The sequence below is a fragment of the Nitrosomonas aestuarii genome, from assembly GCF_003046585.1.
Taxonomy (GTDB): Bacteria; Pseudomonadota; Gammaproteobacteria; order Burkholderiales; family Nitrosomonadaceae; genus Nitrosomonas; species Nitrosomonas aestuarii.
This window is the reverse complement of record NZ_QAAE01000021.1, coordinates 20,684-38,006: the sequence shown is the minus strand read 5'-3', so window position 1 is coordinate 38,006 and position 17,323 is coordinate 20,684. Positions and strand designations below refer to the sequence as shown.

13 protein-coding genes are annotated in these 17,323 nt (G+C 43.3%); 10 read left to right on the top strand and 3 right to left on the bottom strand.

The window, feature by feature from the left end; all coding sequences use genetic code 11:
- Positions 1-97 precede the first annotated feature (97 nt).
- Positions 98-481 carry a fluoride efflux transporter CrcB gene (crcB, locus tag C8R11_RS13760; protein WP_107796203.1) on the bottom strand — a complete coding sequence of 128 codons (384 nt, stop codon included), beginning with the start codon at positions 479-481 and terminating at the stop codon, positions 98-100.
- Between the two features lie 542 nt (positions 482-1,023).
- Between crcB and C8R11_RS13755 the strand changes: the two genes are divergently transcribed.
- The 5 genes from C8R11_RS13755 (at position 1,024) to C8R11_RS13735 (ending at position 8,089) form a co-directional block, all read left to right on the top strand.
- Complete coding sequence (locus tag C8R11_RS13755) at positions 1,024-1,704, top strand: hypothetical protein (protein WP_107796202.1); 681 nt, start codon at positions 1,024-1,026, stop codon at positions 1,702-1,704.
- A 154-nt stretch (positions 1,705-1,858) separates the two neighbouring features.
- Positions 1,859-2,179 carry a hypothetical protein gene (locus C8R11_RS13750; RefSeq protein ID WP_146159118.1) on the top strand — a complete coding sequence of 107 codons (321 nt, stop codon included), beginning with the start codon at positions 1,859-1,861 and terminating at the stop codon, positions 2,177-2,179.
- Between the two features lie 40 nt (positions 2,180-2,219).
- A complete protein-coding gene (locus C8R11_RS13745; protein ID WP_107796200.1) occupies positions 2,220-4,151 on the top strand; it encodes a C13 family peptidase in 1,932 nt (643 codons plus the stop codon).
- A 104-nt stretch (positions 4,152-4,255) separates the two neighbouring features.
- Entirely contained in the window at positions 4,256-6,022 is a 1,767-nt protein-coding gene (locus tag C8R11_RS13740) for a hypothetical protein (protein ID WP_107796199.1), read from the top strand.
- A gap of 387 nt (positions 6,023-6,409) precedes the next feature.
- Positions 6,410-8,089, top strand: coding sequence for an SGNH/GDSL hydrolase family protein (locus tag C8R11_RS13735; RefSeq protein WP_107796198.1), 1,680 nt, complete (start codon positions 6,410-6,412; stop codon positions 8,087-8,089).
- Positions 8,090-8,493: 404 nt separating this feature from the next.
- On the opposite strand, the gene infA is transcribed toward C8R11_RS13735, so the two are convergent.
- Entirely contained in the window at positions 8,494-8,715 is a 222-nt protein-coding gene (gene infA, locus C8R11_RS13725) for a translation initiation factor IF-1 (protein ID WP_107796196.1), read from the bottom strand.
- Between the two features lie 854 nt (positions 8,716-9,569).
- On the opposite strand from infA, the gene C8R11_RS13720 reads away from it, so the two are divergent.
- Both C8R11_RS13720 and C8R11_RS17025 read left to right on the top strand, forming a co-directional pair.
- The gene (locus C8R11_RS13720) at positions 9,570-10,628 is read left to right on the top strand and encodes a mechanosensitive ion channel family protein (RefSeq protein WP_107796195.1); all 1,059 of its coding nucleotides are present in this window, start codon (positions 9,570-9,572) and stop codon (positions 10,626-10,628) included.
- 379 nt (positions 10,629-11,007) lie between these two features.
- Complete coding sequence (locus C8R11_RS17025; RefSeq protein WP_280523908.1) at positions 11,008-11,136, top strand: hypothetical protein; 129 nt, start codon at positions 11,008-11,010, stop codon at positions 11,134-11,136.
- Between the two features lie 123 nt (positions 11,137-11,259).
- Here the strand turns inward: C8R11_RS17025 and C8R11_RS13715 are convergent, their stop codons facing one another.
- The gene (locus tag C8R11_RS13715) at positions 11,260-11,631 is read right to left on the bottom strand and encodes a thiol-disulfide oxidoreductase DCC family protein (RefSeq protein ID WP_107796194.1); all 372 of its coding nucleotides are present in this window, start codon (positions 11,629-11,631) and stop codon (positions 11,260-11,262) included.
- Between the two features lie 545 nt (positions 11,632-12,176).
- Between C8R11_RS13715 and C8R11_RS13710 the strand changes: the two genes are divergently transcribed.
- From C8R11_RS13710 to C8R11_RS13700, 3 genes are all read left to right on the top strand, one after another.
- Positions 12,177-13,430, top strand: a complete 1,254-nt coding sequence (locus C8R11_RS13710; RefSeq protein WP_146159117.1) for a hypothetical protein — start codon at positions 12,177-12,179, stop codon at positions 13,428-13,430.
- An 8-nt stretch (positions 13,431-13,438) separates the two neighbouring features.
- Entirely contained in the window at positions 13,439-14,266 is an 828-nt protein-coding gene (locus C8R11_RS13705) for a mechanosensitive ion channel family protein (protein ID WP_219908613.1), read from the top strand.
- A 463-nt stretch (positions 14,267-14,729) separates the two neighbouring features.
- Positions 14,730-17,192: a G8 domain-containing protein gene (locus C8R11_RS13700; RefSeq protein ID WP_107796191.1), complete on the top strand. Its 2,463-nt coding sequence runs from the start codon at positions 14,730-14,732 to the stop codon at positions 17,190-17,192.
- Positions 17,193-17,323: the final 131 nt, after the last annotated feature.

Below are 17,323 nucleotides of genomic sequence, written 5' to 3'. Positions count from 1 at the left end.
GCCATATCCAACCCGATACCAGGCCCTGGTTTTGTCGGTTGAATTGGGTGTAAACGGGTAGTAAAAGCCTGATGATTTACGGCAAGTGTGCCGACTACTATGATGTTACATACCGTACCAACGCCATACCTGCAAATAACGCGCTAATCGACAGAACAACGGAAGCCATTCCATAAAAACCCGCAGATAACATTTCTCCACGCTCGTACAGCGTGACGATATCCAACGAAAATGTAGAAAATGTGGTAAATCCACCGAGAAAGCCGGTTACAAAAAACAGTCGCCAGGTTTCGGGTGGGTGCCAGATATGTGCGAATACGGCGATTAACATGCCCATCAAAAATGACCCGGTGATATTGACGGTCAACGTTCCCCATGGAAAACCATGTCCCATCCAATGTGTTGCAGCCAGACTGACGCTGTAACGCGAAATAGCTCCTAAAGCGCCGCCTGTGCCGACTGCAGCGAGTGTGTTTAGCAATTCTTATCCTGATGTTTCTTTGATGTTTGTTGTTTTGATTTGGGTTTGATGCAACTGTTGCGTGCATGACAACCATCATATCGCATAATTAGTTAACTGACGTGCAAAATTCGTTGGGGCTGTGGATGGAATGGTTCTTAAAATCATGCTCTTCAGGTGTTTATATAGTTGAAGTTCAGTTTGTGAAGCCAAGTGTGGTGACATTGGCAGGCCTTTGAAATACGTTTCTGAAGCAGGCGATTCATTTATTTATCGAGCGCCAAACAATGATACCGCTTATATCAATCCATGTATTGTTGACGCATAACCCCACTTAATGCGTTGGATTGACTCGAATTTTATTCGAGTCAAGAAAAAATCAGTTGTTCAAATCTTTTATTCCCTACTCTCATGTAGGTATTTATACGTATATTCGTATCCTAAGGGTTACGATACCCTGTTAACTAATCGGGTAACGTAAAGAAAAACGTACGAGGCAAGAAGCGATAACCAGCTATGTTGCGCCGATTAATCTATAAATTCGTATTAAAGGGGAGAAAAAAATGAAAAAAATACTGCGAATTTTTTTGTTTTGCTTTGTAATCTCAGCGACCACTCAGGCTTTTGCAACCATTTCTATCACACTTGACCAGCAGTCTAAGTTACATGCGCCGGGGAATGTATTTATTGATATCAAAATATCAGGGCTTCAGTCGGGTGGCGTAAATGCTTTGCTTGGCGCTTGGGAACTGGATTTTTTGTATGATCCGAATGTTTTTCAGTTTGTTGCAGCCCCACCGGCAGGATTAGGAACGTTCTTGGGTGATGAATCATTGGGTCAGGCTATCAGTCTTGCTCAGCCAGTAATCACGCCAGGTATTTTTCATGTCGGGGTGCTCTCTTTATTGGAAGCTGATGCGGCTACCTGTGTGTTTTGTGATCCGCTGAACCCCGATCCTTTAAATCCTTTATTAGAAGATCTGCAAGGGGATAGTTTTACGTTGGCAACTGTGGGTCTTTTTGCACCAACAGCAGGGGGAGCCGGAATAATAAACTCAATGCTCAGAACTGAAAACATCATCCTCAGTGACGCCTTCGGTAATGTGCTTTCGCCGTTTGCGCACCCGCCAAAACTTACTAATGTAGTGCCGATACCGGCAACCATTGCGCTGGTTGGCATTGGATTGTTCGGATGGCTAACTGCACGGCGTTCACGCGGATTATTTCCCGTATCAGCCTATTAGTGAATGTTCAGTTGCGACGTCTCTTAAGAAGGATTGATAAAGCTATCGTGGGATTGCCATTGCTGCTTGAGGTATGTGAATCATGAGATGCATGTATTTAACATTTTGTATGATATTTCTGGCAATGAGATATTCTTTTGCAATGAGTGCAGCTGTGCAAACAGACTACCCTCCCCAGTCGCTTCTTCAGTTACTTAAAGAACATGTACTGATGGAAGCACTGGATGGGAAAATTGTGTACATATTAAACCAGCCGTTGCATGCAAATTCACTTGTAACGAGTTGGCAGGATACGTATAGCGTGCCAGGTCAATTTGAGAAGGCATGGTTTATATTTGTCGATGATTTGCCCAATGCCAACTGGGAGCATGCCTGTCGTTACGTATTCATAGATGTTGAAACAAAAGATTACACAATCGAACAAGGACGAACCCCGCCGACTGTGCTGGGCGATATGATTCTGCTGTATCCCTAAAGATGAATGATACAAATATCTAATTCCAGGAGACTCCATTATGAGAATGTTCGAACAGAAATCAATTGCTATCACGGTGGCCTGTCTCGTTTGTTTTATTGTGCTTGTATTTTCTTCCAACACAAGCAGGAGCGAAGGAATCAGCTTAAATGACGCTGCTGATAAGGTTATTAATGAGATATTTAGTGGTGAGTTAGGCGAAAGGGCCATGTTTGCCGCTCCCGAGTCAAAACAGGCGGGTGACGAAATTATTGCCGATTTTAGTGGCGCGCGCGTTGATGTGACTACGGATTCATGGTTCTTCTTTATCGACGAGCAACCTGCTGCCGGATGGGAGCATCCGGCGCAGTATATATTCGTCGATATCGTAACCGGAGCAATCAGGACGAATTCTCTAACGGCTCCTCCCCAGGAACTGTCAAGTTTGATACCAATCAATGCAGTTGCTCAGGCGCAGCTCGTGATTATTGATCAGAACGCGATTTCAGTAGAGGATGTGCCGGCAACCAATCCTATTATTACGATTCCGGTTAAAAAGAATTATGCAGTCTTGGTGAGTGGCGGATTTAATGCTTTTAATAATTATTCACGGTATTGGAATGATATTGCTTTTATATATCGAGCACTTAAAGATAAATACAATTTTGATGATGAAGAAATTATCGTGTTGTTTGCAAATGGAACGCATCTTCCGACTGCGGATTTGGACGATGATGGTCGTGATGATATCGATTTTGCTGCGACAAAAGCAAATCTTGCCAATGTCTTGAATCAAGTCGCGGGTAATATGGATGGAACCGGAAAATTCTTCTTCTATTCCACCAATCATGGTGGGCAGGAGTCTGGTCAGGATGCAAAACTCTATCTTTGGGGAGAATCCATTAGAGACGATGAACTGGCCGATCTCATTAAAAACATACGCGCCAAACAATCGATCTATACCATGGAGCAATGTTATAGCGGCGGTATGATGGATGATATTCTGGCGGCAACTATGGAAACGGGTACTTCGGCTTGCGTAATGACCGCAGCGAATTTTGATGAAGTATCCTACGCCGCAGACACCGAAGGAAATTACGATGAGTATGTATTTCACTGGACTTCGGCTGTTTACGGTAAAGACCCGGATAACAACCCGGTAAACGCTGATATGAATGGCGATGGAAGAGTGACCATGAGAGAAGCGCATGAATATGCAAGAACGATGGATAGTGCTTCTGAGACGCCACAGATTGGAGAATCGATTGTCGGTGCCTGCGATGCTGTTTTATTCAATAAGCCTGCATCCATCAAAAGCAGTGGCGTGTGGCGGTCAAACGATGTGGTTTTTCCAGGCTGGGAGACTGTAGCTTTCTCTGACGATAACTGGCCTTTTGCTCGATCTCCTTATCCGAGCTCCGCTCATCCCACGGATCTTGTCCCGGGCACCAATGCCTCATTTATGTGGCATGATCCGGCCGCGACTTCAGATGGTACAAAGGGATCTGATGTGGCGTTTTTCAGGTTCAGCTTTAATCTTGATTTGCGGCCAGGGACTGTTTTGTCAGCGGGTGCAGGCACTGCACGAATATCTGCTGATGATGACTATGAGTTTTATGTCAACGGTCAGCTTGTTTTTGAAAACAAAGATAACGGATTTGCAGATAAAGTTGACACCGTTGATTTCTCCAGTCATCTGCAAGACGGTCAGAATGTATTCGCGATTCATGCTGTTGACGGCGGATGGGGCAGTCCTTTTGACCGGCTTTATGAACGTGTGCTATTTGATGCAGCCATTTTACTGCCGGGCGACCTCAACAAAGATCTTTGCGTGGATCGGTCTGACCTGGCTATTCTCCTGACCGAGATTAGAAAGTCGTTGCCGCATAATCTTACTTACGATCTTAATGCCGATGGCATCGTAAATATTGCCGATGCGAGAAAACTTGTGACGTTGTTCACCCATGACAGGGGTGCTGCGTGTGGTCAATGATGGGAGATTGATGCTTACCGTAATTAGCGTGTAAATATTCTTATGACAGTTGAAAAAATGGATCAATTACTATTCCACACAGCAATACCATTAGGAGACCAAAAATGAATATCAAGAAATTTGTAATCGATTGTTTGCTGTTGGTGGGATTTTTAGTAATTCCTTATTCTCAGGCACATAGCGTGAGTATTCCACCTGGTGTCAAACCCTGCCCAGGTGGTCCCGTTCTTCCACCCTGCGGATCAGTGCCTCCTGGATGTCCGTGTAGGACAGTCGATCCTGAGCCTGAACCAGTGACTATAAGTATATCTAGTTTAACTCCTCAAGAGGCATCATTTATTGAAAATGAGACTGATATCCTTATAGGCGCAAACATTTCGTTTTCGAGTGGCATAGCTAGAGTAAAGTTAACGGTGGATGATTTTTCTCCTCTTGAAAAAACCTTAAGTTCCTCTGGATTTGTTGGTAAAAGATTTACAATTACCGAGACGGGGAGTCACACAGCAAAAATAGAAGCAACACTTGTAAATGCTGTCGGTAAAACGATAGATATGGATAGCACCGAGTGGGAGTTTACTACTGATTTAACAACAGGCATTGAAGTTCCAGGTGGCCCTAAACCACCAAATATTTTTTTTACTTCTCTTTCTCCTGAACCTGGTCCCGCATCAGTATTTGAGAGTGTGATGCCAATTCTGATTGTTGGCGAGGCTGGATTTTCCTTAGGATCGGATCAGATAGCTGAACTTGTTTTATTCATAGATGGGCAGAAAGTATTATCTCAGTTGTCTCAGGGGTCGCCTATCTTTATCGCCGATCAGTTCAATACTGGCCCTGGTATCCATACGATAAGAATAGAAGCTTCAGTGCGTGAAATAACAGATAGCGGTATGCCTGGCGGTATTCTAGCAAGTGATGTTGCAGAATGGGATATTGAGCTTAAGTCCAATCCTGTAAGTATTATTTTAGACGCACAAACAGATACATATATCCGAACAGATTTAGATATCAGACGCAATGATAACTATGGAATGCAAGAATTCATTATGGTTGGAACAGGGCGTGGCGGAGATAGTAAGCCGTTTGGCGCTGCAGATGCAATGAGAGCGCTGATACGATTCGATAATTCCTTGATTCCTCGCGTTCAGTTTACAAGCGCGTTATTAGAAGCAACGTTGCATAGTTTTGATGGCTCACAATTTTCCTCTTTTACAGTGGACATTCATCGCATTCTTGACTCAGGGCCAAGAACGCCTTGGGTTGAAGGAACCGGATTTGAAGGTACTGAAACAATTGGTAAACTGATGAATGCGGTAGATCCTGATACTGCGTCTGGTGTGGCGTGGGCAGGTGGCAATGACAACCCTGATCCAGAGGGGGCGAATAATCTAAGTCAGCCGGATTTCGATCCAATGGTAATAGCGAGTAATACCATAAATAATATTTATTTTAATGCAAATCCGTTGGGGTCGATTTTTCAGTGGGATATCACATCACTTGTTCAGGGTTGGTCGGATAGAAATGTTCCTAATGCAGGCCTACTGATGCGTGATGCTACAACTGACGGCGAATTTCGTGGCTTACGACTTGGCGCAAATGAAGGTTTGAAATTTATGGTTCCGGGTGCTGTAAAGGGACCTAGGCTTGTACTAAGCTGGAGCATTGGGTCAATTCCTGGTGATATAACCGGTAATAACTGTGTTGACCTAGATGACTTGAATATTGTATTGGCCGTAATTCGTGGTCAGGCAAAAACTGGCCCGAACTTGGATTTGGATTTTAATTCGGATGGCGCGGTGAATATTGCAGATGCTCGCAAGCTGATTACCCTTTTCAGCAATCCGAGAGGTGCTCCATGTGGCCCATTATGAGCATCGATTTCCTCGCTGTAATCTCTTCTCTATTAATGAGCAGGTGTATTGGCAATAATTTATTGGTTGCCTAGTATACTGGTACAAGTGAGATATTTTATGATTGTATCCATTAAATTATGTAGCTATGTCACGTCGTCTAATCGAGTGATGCTGTTCAGAATTTGAGTGATGAATGCGTGGGTGAATCAACGCGTTTTGAACCTTGAGTAATTAGGTTTCCGTTGACTGCGAGAGCGTCGTAAAAGGGGTCATATTTTTTAAGGGGAGATCAAATCTATTATCATTGATTAACTCCCTCCTTATTTTTCTGCCATTAATTAGTAGACTTGACCTGATTGCTTGTGGCGTATTGTTATTTCAATAGAAGTCAAATTGGAGCATATCATGATACATAATATTTTCAGGAATGACAGGCAAGTCTATAATTTCTCCTGGTCAATACAGGCTACATTGATTGCGGGTTTATTAGCCAGTCTGGTATGGGCGCCGTTGGTGCGGGCCGATTGCGACCGTGCGACCATTATGCCTGTCGGTGATTCTATGACGCTTGGCTATAATGACGAGCTCCGGTTTGCTGTAAAACCGGGTTATCGGGGAGATCAAGGAGGTCTTCGTGCTTTACTTGCAGATAGAGGATTATTGATCGATTATGTTGGGTCGGGAGATGAAAACACAGCTGATCCGTGTAATGATTTGGCGCATGAGAGCGAGGAGGGGCGAACAATTACAGCTATTGATAAGCTAAGAATCTCAGACATTACTCCCTGGAAGACATATACACCTGATATCGTTCTTTTGATGGCGGGTACAAACGATTTTTTGAATAGTTATACCTACTGCGAGGCAACTCCCAGAACAAGATTTGAGGCATTTGCTAACGTATTATTGAAGATTGATGCTGTAACTAAAGCAAAAACCGGATTGATTGAAAATATCCTTAGAGAATCTCCCGCTACGCAATTATTTGTTTCTTCAATTCCACCAATTAATGTAATCAACTTTACTATGGCATGTCAGTTACCAGATGATGAGCCTGACCCTTCGGCATGGTTGGCAACCAGACAGGGTAATCTGAATGCAGAAATCGATAAATTTAATCAAGCCGTTAAGCAAAGGATAACAGATTACGGACTTGCAAACCTGCGTTTTGTGGACGTCGGTTCAACGTTGAGTCTTTCTGATTATGAAGATGGTGTTCATCCAAAAGATCTGGCTACTTTTCATAAAATGGCGCCAGCATGGTTTTCTGGAATCATAAGCCATATTCAACAAAAGATTGATGTTGTGGGTGACAGGGATAATTTCCAGGGTGGAGATGCCGTTGACTCGCCGGACAAGTCAGTTTTTGTGATGAGTGTTCTGGATCATATCGCTACTGACCCGGGCCAGAATCCTGCGGCTGATTTGGATACTGCTGGTTCGGGCGGTTTCGATACTAACCGACCAGTTGGGTTTACACATTCCTTCGCGCTCCCGCCAGGTGCGCTGGTTACCGCCGCGACCCTTGCGCTTCGGGTGAAAGGATCTGCTGAGAACTACAATGACAGTATTATTTACGACCAGTCAGTTCTGGATCCGCTCAATGAATGCGCATCATCTTGCTTAAGAAAACAATACTCGCCGCAGATAGCCTTTAAAGATCTGTTGGGTCGTGAGCCTGCGCAGCAAGAAGTTTTGAATCTCAGGATTAATCTTGCCAAAGTGCCAGTACGTATTCATACCCAGTTTAATGCCGGAGACCGTTGGCCTGGTGGGGCTGATGCGCACCATAATCTTCTCGGATTGCTTCGTGATGGTGAATTCAATATCATCGTCGTCGATGACACGACTGTGGATTATTCGCAATTAACGATCACTTATGTGCTTGCAGGTACCAGAGCGGGTGAGTTCAATGGTGATGGCGTGATTGATATAAAAGATCTCGACATTCTTCGAAATGCCCTGAATACCGATGCCTATAGTGACCTGGATCCCAGGGACATTGACGGCGACGGACGCATCACAATTCTGGATATGCGCAAATTGGTGCTTCAGTGTGACCATCCCCGTTGTGCTGCGAACTGAAATAAGTTGCCTTTTATTAAGAAAGCAGTGCATAACGCATGCACTGAAATGTGACATTGTCGCAGCTGACAATATTATTTTGCAAGGCGTCTGGACGCGGTACTGGATTTATAAATTGATTACGAATTTTTATAATGCGGCTAAAACGGTCGGTCCATCGACACGCACGGTGCCGGACGGTTACCGATTGATGTGGCCCAACAAGCAAAGTCTGTGAGGCAAACTGCACGTTGACACAGAATTTTGAACGCCCGCAACGTGGAAGCTGATTTGCGTGATTGAAGTAATCGACAAACCATACTCCGTCAGTACACGTTGCAAAATAGCGCAATTGGTTTGAAGATAGCGGTAACCGTGATGTCCGGCAAATAAGAAACCGTGCCGATTTACATTCACACTGTTGTCTAGTTTTTTATACGATAGTTGATACGGCCTTTGCTTAGGTCGTAAGGAGACATTTCTAATATAACCTTGTCACCCAGCACTATCCGTATCCGAAAACGCCGCATTTTGCCTGATGTATAAGCATGAACTTCTTTGCCGTTCTCCAGTTCAACACGATAACATTGGTTACGTAAAACATTGGTTACTTTTCCTTCCATTTCAATAAGCTCTTCTTTAGCCATAATAATACCTCCATGCTGATAAATGGCGAGTGAAAACATCTGTCCCAGTGACGATGTTTTAAAAATAACGAAGCTCTAAATAAGTCAGGTAGTGAAGTGAGAGCAAACTAAAATCTGGTTTTGTACGCAGTAAATGAGCGTTTTAAGTTTGCTTTCGGCTGCTATCGCTTGTTAGAAGACTTATTCAGCAGCTTCCTAAAATAATAATCTTTTGCATCGAATAGATGGTAGCGTCACGCATGTGCCATCTATATTGATACTAAACGACCACTATTCTCAGATGTATATTAATGTGGGGAATTGCTGGCTTGTGCCAACATCTATGAATATTTTTGAAAGTGAAAAAAACATACCCGTGCAACGAGTCTGCTTCAATCAATTCAAACGTTGATGCTACGCTGAGACAACACTTGTTGCAGTTGAACCCTACAAAGGGCTCTATTATACATCAAAAATGACCCGTTTGCCCTGGTTCGGTTTGTCTGGCCTCCGCCACTTTTGATTGCAGAGTAATAAACCAAAACCTTTCGTGGTATTAAACCATTTTACTGTTACATTTTTTCAAACATAAATCATACGAATATAACATAGGATTGTGCTTATGAATTTAAGTTCCAGTGTCAGTTGTTCAGTCATGCACGATTGCAACATTAAAAACACTGGCAACTGGTTATAATAAAGAAAAGGGATCAGAAATGGGATTCAATCTATTATTAGTTTTAGAACTGTCTCTTGTTGTTTTTTGTAATTAACAGACTAGGCCCGTGTTGCCCGTGTTGGCTATTTTTATTTTCTTTCATATCTTAATGAATGCGTTTAAATGTGTTAAGGCATTCTAAAAATTGGAGCATAAAATGACAGATCAAAATGAAAAAGCAAAAAAGCCGGATCAAACTAATTCGACTGAAAATTCTGAGCAACAAAGTGATGTGGCAGATGTGGCCCAGCAAATTGATGCTGACTTGGGTGAATCCGTTGAGCGTATCGATAACTGGATTGATAGCGGCATTGAGTTATTGCCGAATATTATTTTAGGCATAATCCTGTTTTTTGTGTTTTATGGTGTTGGTGTATTTGTAAAACGACTTGTCAAACGTCAATTATTGCGGCGTGATAGAGATAACCTTGGTGAAATGCTAGGCAGTTTATTAAAATGGATAGTAATTTTGCTGGGTTTTTTACTTGCGGCAACCATTGTAGTACCCACATTGAACCCCGGTGATTTGATAGCTGGGCTCGGTGTCAGTTCCGTTGCAATTGGCTTTGCTTTCAAGGACATTTTGCAAAATTGGCTTGCAGGCCTGCTCCTTTTGTTACGCAAGCCATTCGAAGTGAACGATCAGATTGAAGCGAGTGGTTTTGTAGGTATTGTTGAACGTATTGAAACTCGTGCCACTTTGATTAAAACTTTCGATGGGCAGCGAGTTGTTATTCCAAACAGCGATATTTATACCAATGCGGTATTGGTCAAAACAGCCTTTGATAAGCGTCGTAGTCAATACGAAGTTGGTATTGGCTATGGTGACGATATTGAGGAAGCGTGCGAGATAATACGGAAGGCTATTGAACAGATTGAAGAGATTGAAAAAGATCCCGCTCCGAGCGTACTGGCCTGGGAACTGGCTGCGAGCTGGGTTACCATCCGAATTCAATGGTGGACAAATATTCATCGGTCAGATATGGCTGAAGTTCGTGCATCTGTCATTATAGCGATCAAACGGGCTTTAGATGGCGCTCATATCGATATGCCTTATAACACTCAGGTAACGTTATTGCACGATCAAACAGAAACAACCGATGGAGACCGGGGTGCACAACGCGAAGGGTGGCCAGCGCCGAAAGAGGGGACAACACAACCACGCTGGAGAATGCAACAAAATACTTCAAACTTAAACCATGATAAATCTGATTAATTGTAGTTTCGATCTAATGTGACAGATTATTGGAAAAAGTGAGGGTTGCCGATTTTGATCAGGGTATCGGAATTTTAGTCAACACAGAGGCGATGCATAAGTTAGTTGTTGAATTTTCCAGTACTCTGATCATTAATGATTTTTGTTAACTAAAAGTTATATAACTAGTTTACTGCAAATAAAAAATATGATTTTACAAATCATTTTCAATAGTTCATTGTGACATAGCCAACACAAAAGTTAACTCTCACTGGGGCATGTTGGGAATCCATTTATCCAGTACTAAGTTGACTTATTCAATTTGGCCGAAGCACCGGGCAATGTATTCATTGCCTGTAAAGGGATGGGTTCCAATCGCTATTAATACGGGTAGAACATCGTGGCCCATATACTGATTGACAAGCATCGAAGAATTCCAGAAATCAAAAGCCGTGTTGATTGGTTACCGGTTGAAGTGGCTCAACAGGGAAAGCCCGTTAGGCAATTTGCAGGTGACACAGAAGTTTGAACACCCTCGGGTAAAATGTGTATCTGTCAGATTAAGTTTGAGCTAATATACATGACAATTAGTCCGCCAGTTTCCCATGGTAATGACACCCGTCCAGCTGGTGAGTGAGTAATTTTCCATTTGCTACCAATGTTTTTTTGCTCTATTCCATTTGTAGAGAATAGCTGCAAATATATTGTAACTGACACGGCACAATTGTTTGATAATGGGTAATCCAAAAATCTTTGATTTCCAGATTTCTGACGGTGAGTTACGCCAAATCGCGAGAAATGCATCAAAACCAATCTGCAACTGCCCGTTTTCATCGACAACGTGCAAACGCTCTCTTACATACTCAAGATCAGAGCCGACCTCAGAGGCAAGCTGATTTTCTTTATGTACATCATTCCATTGAATCTCACAGGTATTATCCTTATCCATTTGACCTTCTATTCCGGCCTTGCAAACAGGACAAGCAGAGTTGTAATAAACCTTCATTTTTGATTTGTCGTTCATGATGAAATTTTTTAATGCATAGCAAGTAATTATAAAGTTTCAGTATATCTTCTAAATTCCTGAGATTATTGTCAACTGAGCGAAATGTTTGCTGGGTTTTCTTTAACAGCACAGTATCCTAAAATGTAGCGATATAAGGTTGTTCAGAAGATCATGGTACCACTGCCAGAGCTAATATAGATTATATAAAATTACAGCACGTTAACCATGAATAGAACAGGCCAGTACGTAAACACGCCCTGATTCATTGGTTTCTTTGCATGCAGCTGTTACTGCATCTTCAAGTTTCGTAGACTTGAACATCCCGATAAAAATTTGCAATGATAATATCTGTGTTCATGTCTCGAGCATTTTCAGCTGATTGGATAGCTTGATTCTCCATATATCACCTTCGACCATAGCACGATTCAAGGAGACACTCACTAAACTCTTTACCAGACCTGATCAGACAATAAGAGCCAAATAAGATATTTGTAGCCTGAACAGGGTGAATGGTTTATTGTTACTGTTGGATTCTGGCTGATGCTTGACGGAGGAAGGTGTGCTTGAATAGGTTCCACGCGATTTCTAAATCTGGAAAAACAACTGATACACTCGGGTCGGAAGAGAATGGAGTGTGGACATTCGTTTCTCCACCGGATTACGAGATTCCTGGTTTGCCTGCACACAGTGCGATGGCAAATGCATGGGTGACCTTCAAACAGATCTTCAGAAGGGTTGATGAATCATCGCAGACGCTTGTCAAACAGGAGTCTGATCTGCGCAGTTTATCTCACGTTCGATTGGAACATCTGGTACCTTTTCTGGATTTACGCATCGTATCAGAAGCGCTTAATGCGTCTGTGGTTGACTGGTTGGCGACTGATGACTCAGGCAGGTCTGTCAAATGGATTATTGGTCAGCCCTATACCGATCATGCCCAAACTGTACGGTTATGGGGAGAACGGCATCAGGCAATAACGATAGCTTCCCCCTCCTGTGAGCAAATCCTCGCCGGCAAAGTTTCATGGTTAGATGACTGGCCGAAAAACGGTCAGCTCTGGGTGCTGCCGAATCTGGAACATTGTTTTCTGCGTCATCCTGATGGATTGAAGTTTGTGCGGTTATTGTTTGAGCGTATAGACAGTGGACGATTTGGCAGGGGTATGATCGGTTGCGACAGCTGGGCATGGTCGTTTCTGCAGCGTATCTGGCCGGTATCTCAGGCAGATGTCCTGACCTTACAGGCTTTCGATGGTTTGCGGTTGGTTCAGCTTCTATCTGGTATGACGGCTTCGCGGTCAGACAAGCGAGTTCGATTTCGCAGTGCTGCAAATGGCGAAGATATACTTACCGTGCCAAGTGACGCAGATCAGGTGCATTCGGAGATCACTCGGCTTGCCGCACATTGTCGCGGTAATGTTGGCATAGCTTTGCACTACTGGCGAAGGTGTTTGCGCTCCGAAGCTGAAACAGATACACGTAAACCAAACGATCAAGAAGAAACTGAGCAAAAGAACGAACTGAGTGAGGAAAGTGTCTGGGTTGCCTCGGTACTTCCGGAACCTGTGCTACCGGTTGGTATGGAAGAGGACAGTACGCTCCTTTTACATGTATTGTTGATTCACGGTGGCTTGCCTGGGTCAGTTCTGTCAGAATTGCTGCCATTGTCGTATCCTTTGTGTATGATGCTGCTCCAGCGGTTGCAAAGAATAGGGTTTGTACAATACCGGAATGATCGTTGGAGTATCCATGAGCTGGCATATTCGTTTGTACGCAATTTGCTGCACGGGCGCGCTTATCTGGTTGACGACTTCTAATTTGATGAATGAAGAGACCCAATCATATGACTGATGAAACTCAAGTAGTGCAGATTTTTAAAACAATAGATGCCACTGTTGGTTTGGAGCTTCTGGTGATCATTGTTACGGCTATCATACTGATTGTCGCCGTTCAGCGGACATTATCCTGGGTTGGCAACCGGCTTCAGGGTAAAAAACGGCTGAATTTGCTAGTCATGGTGCCTTTTATCCGTTTGGCCATTATTCTGATAACGTTTGTGGTGATTGTGCCGCTGCTGATTGAACCTTCCATTCAAAATATGGTGGCTTTACTCGGGACCGTTGCAGTTGCGCTGGGTTTTGCACTCAAGGACTATGTCAGCAGTCTTATCGCCGGTATCGTGGCGATTGGGGAGCGAAACTATCGCAATGGTGACTGGATCAGGGTTGGAGATATTTATGGTGAAGTGTGTCACGTGGGCATGCGAACGGTCGAAGTGGTTACACCAGACGATGACAGAGTGTTGATTCCACATGCACTCTTATGGAATCAGGCCATTTTTAATTCCAATAATGGTGATGCACGACTTCAATGCGCGGCCGATTTTTATCTGCATCCCCAGCATGACGGGATCCGAGTAAAGCAATTGTTGGAAGATGTGGCGCTGACAAGCCCATTTCTTTACATTGATAAACCTATCATTGTGATTGTAAAGGAAGAACCATGGGGAACACATTACCGGTTAAAAGCTTATCCAGTTGACGCAGCCCAGCAGTTTCGTTTTACTTCAGATCTGACAGTGCGTGGAAAGACCATGCTGCTTAAGTGTGATGTACGGTTTGCTGTGGTGCCTGCAGTATCTGATTCAGAATGAATTGGTCTGGCTTTGCCAGAGACTTTTTTGAGTCAGGTTGCATCAACTGACTCTTCCAGTTGGCGATAAAACCTTAATTGTCTTTTTATCACGCCACTCTCTTAAGTAATAGTTACCTGTTAACCTTGGGTGAGCCAATCTTTACGCTACCATGACTGATTCTCAATTTTTAAAAAGTTTTTTATTGAAGTTTTGATTGACTTAGGTGCTAAGTAGGTTTGTAATAGAAGCAAATCAATGAAATATTTGACAAATGGATATGTTTGGTATAGGGCTTGAAGCCTTGTGCTTATTGGGATTTTAAATCTTACTTCATAATAAGATTGAATATGCTGAATTGTTGCCATTCAATACCAACGAATATGGTTTTTTGAACACTGCCTTCATGGACAACTGACTGGATCCTGCCTGTACACCAAACAAGGGATTTACGCTTAATTATTATCTATAAGGAGCAACTTATATGATTAAAAGCGCCAGAATACTGATTGCGGTAACTTTTTGCTTCATTTTCGCTAGTGTTGTGTGTGGAAGTCAAGAAAGTGAGTTGGGTTCAGATGATAAGCACTTGCATCTGCCAGTAGTTTTACAAGCTGGATCCGCAGTGATTACAACAGCTAAGGATGTGGTGCCCAATTTTGTGGCCAGGCCAACAATAGTTTCAAAACAAAGCGGAAGTTGGTTCGATGCTGCCACATGGCAGCAAAACCGTATACCAGGTGCTGAAGACGTTGTTAAAGTAGAGCGAGGACACGCTGTTCACTATAACGGCATGAGTGATGCTTCACTGGCTGCTTTGGGAATCAGGGGAACATTAACGTTTGATACCGGTGTAAATACCAGAATCAAAGTAGGAACCATCCTAGTATATCGACAGGGTAAATTAGATATTGGCACATTGTCCAACCCTGTGGCACCGCATGCAAAAGCCGAAATAATTATTGCAAATCGTCCGCTTGCCGTTTTCTCGCCTGATCCAGTGACGGGAATTTATGATCCCCAGCAATTTGGCACCGGTATCGTCGCTTTTGGCGAAGTCAACATGCACGGCAAAGGAATGACGCCAGCCTGGGTAAGGCTGGCGCAGGAACCGAGGGCAGGACAAAATACACTCACGCTTGAGGCCAGTCCTTCCGGTTGGTCGGTAGGAGATAAGCTTGTACTTCCAGATACCAGACAAACCCCTCTGATCAGAAAATGGCAGATTGAACCAGTAACGCCCATTGATCTTCAACTAGAAGAACTCATTATTGCTGACATTTCTGACAATACTGTAACTTTATTTCAACCACTCCTGTATGACCACCTGGGTGGCCGTGATACTGGCGGCAACATATTTGCTATGCCGCATATTGGCAATTTGACTAGAAACATTGTAGTCCGTTCAGAAAACCCCAATGGTGTCAGAGGCCACGTAATGTTTACTGAACGAGCGAATGTAGACGTTAGATACGTGGCATTTGTTGACATGGGAAGAACTACGGCGGCGCCATTGGATAATACATTGATTGAAGATGGCGCAGTTACCCACGTTGGTATAAACCAAATTGGTCGTTACCCTGTGCATATGCATCATCTTATGGGGCCGGTAAACGAGGCGAACAATGGGTATCAATTCATTCTTGTTGGTAACTCGGTTGAGAATGGCGCCAAGTGGGGCATAGCCGTGCATAATTCGCATTTTGGCCTGGTGGATGGAAACGTGGTCTATGATGTTGAAGGCGCAGGCATCATCACCGAAGAAGGAAATGAAAGAGAAAACGTTTTCAGCAATAATTTTGTGGTCAAAATAGGCACTATCATAGCCAGTATTTACGAACCAACATATGGAGGCGTGGCTGGGGCTGGCAGACCTCTCAAATTCGCTGATTTTGGCTATGAAGGTTCTGCACTGTGGTTTACAGGGAACGATGATTATGTAACCGGCAACGTAGCCGCCAATGCCGCTTTTGCGGGCGTGATGTATAATGCGCGATCAAAAGGTTTCTGGGCTAATCAACCCCTTGTTCCGAATTTCAGAGGCGCTGACATTGACGACTTGACTCAATGGACGCGTTATCAAGATACATTTGCGCCAGAAATCAGAGTGTCAAGAAACAATGAAGTATACGCCAGCAGTGTCGGTATATGGGTTGGTTTTGCAGGTGTCGTCGGGAACATCAGTGATTCTTTGCTTTGGAATATTAAACAAACCGGATTATATTCTCAACGAAATGTTTCTGCTTTTTATAGCAACATTACGATTATCAGTAATCAATCAGTTTCTAATCAAAATTTCTTCGGTTCGATTAACAAGGGTATCGATCTGACAAACCCCAACTATCAATCCGGGCATACGGTGTTTAAAAATACCAGAGTCGAGGGCTTTAATCTGGGCGTCGATTTGCCTGCATTCCTGCAGCCTGAGGATCCGAAGTTAGGTGAGTTGCCGGCGAAAGTTACCTTTTTTGATAATAGTTATTTACATAATTATGTCAATGTAAGAGAGCATTCCCCAATCATGGCGGCTAAGTATACGCTATTGAAAGATGTGGAATTTGTTCAAAACGCAGGACCTGCAAATGAATACCTGTCATTAACGCCTGCCGCCATAATCACCCTGATGGAACGTACGTTTTCACTGACAAGGGCTACCAGTCTGTCACGCTTTTTTGTTTGGAATTATAACAAACAACCGGGCGATAATTTTGAGATGTTTTTTTATGAGCAAGCGCCCGGCTATGTAATGGAAGAAAGAAAGTACCCATTAAATGCCGAAGATGCACATCCATATGACAATTGCCCGACAATCGGCTTGACCAATCAGCAATGCTGGGAACAGCACAGGGTTGCGATGCTGCGTAAGGTTGCAACATGCGAGGATACATATCGTTCTGAAATTCGCGGATTTACATGTCCGGTTGATTTTTCTGATGAATTGCAGTAAATCTGACGAAAAATTTCTGATACCCGATATTTGATTTGCAAAGGTCAAAAGTAATGAAATCCTTATAAATTATCGGGCACTTTAACCATTGATGATCAAACTGCATCATATTTTTTAAATATCCGATTAAA

Excerpts from the sequence above, each read along its gene's own strand:
- C8R11_RS13755 (WP_107796202.1), top strand. The coding sequence starts at position 1,024 with ATGAAAAAAATACTGCGAATTTTTTTGTTTTGCTTTGTAATCTCAGCG.
- C8R11_RS13745 (WP_107796200.1), top strand. The coding sequence starts at position 2,220 with ATGAGAATGTTCGAACAGAAATCAATTGCTATCACGGTGGCCTGTCTC.
- C8R11_RS13740 (WP_107796199.1), top strand. The coding sequence starts at position 4,256 with ATGAATATCAAGAAATTTGTAATCGATTGTTTGCTGTTGGTGGGATTT.
- C8R11_RS13735 (WP_107796198.1), top strand. The coding sequence starts at position 6,410 with ATGATACATAATATTTTCAGGAATGACAGGCAAGTCTATAATTTCTCC.
- infA (WP_107796196.1), bottom strand. The coding sequence starts at position 8,715 with ATGGCTAAAGAAGAGCTTATTGAAATGGAAGGAAAAGTAACCAATGTT.
- C8R11_RS13720 (WP_107796195.1), top strand. The coding sequence starts at position 9,570 with ATGACAGATCAAAATGAAAAAGCAAAAAAGCCGGATCAAACTAATTCG.
- C8R11_RS13715 (WP_107796194.1), bottom strand. The coding sequence starts at position 11,631 with ATGAACGACAAATCAAAAATGAAGGTTTATTACAACTCTGCTTGTCCT.
- C8R11_RS13705 (WP_219908613.1), top strand. The coding sequence starts at position 13,439 with ATGAAGAGACCCAATCATATGACTGATGAAACTCAAGTAGTGCAGATT.
- C8R11_RS13700 (WP_107796191.1), top strand. The coding sequence starts at position 14,730 with ATGATTAAAAGCGCCAGAATACTGATTGCGGTAACTTTTTGCTTCATT.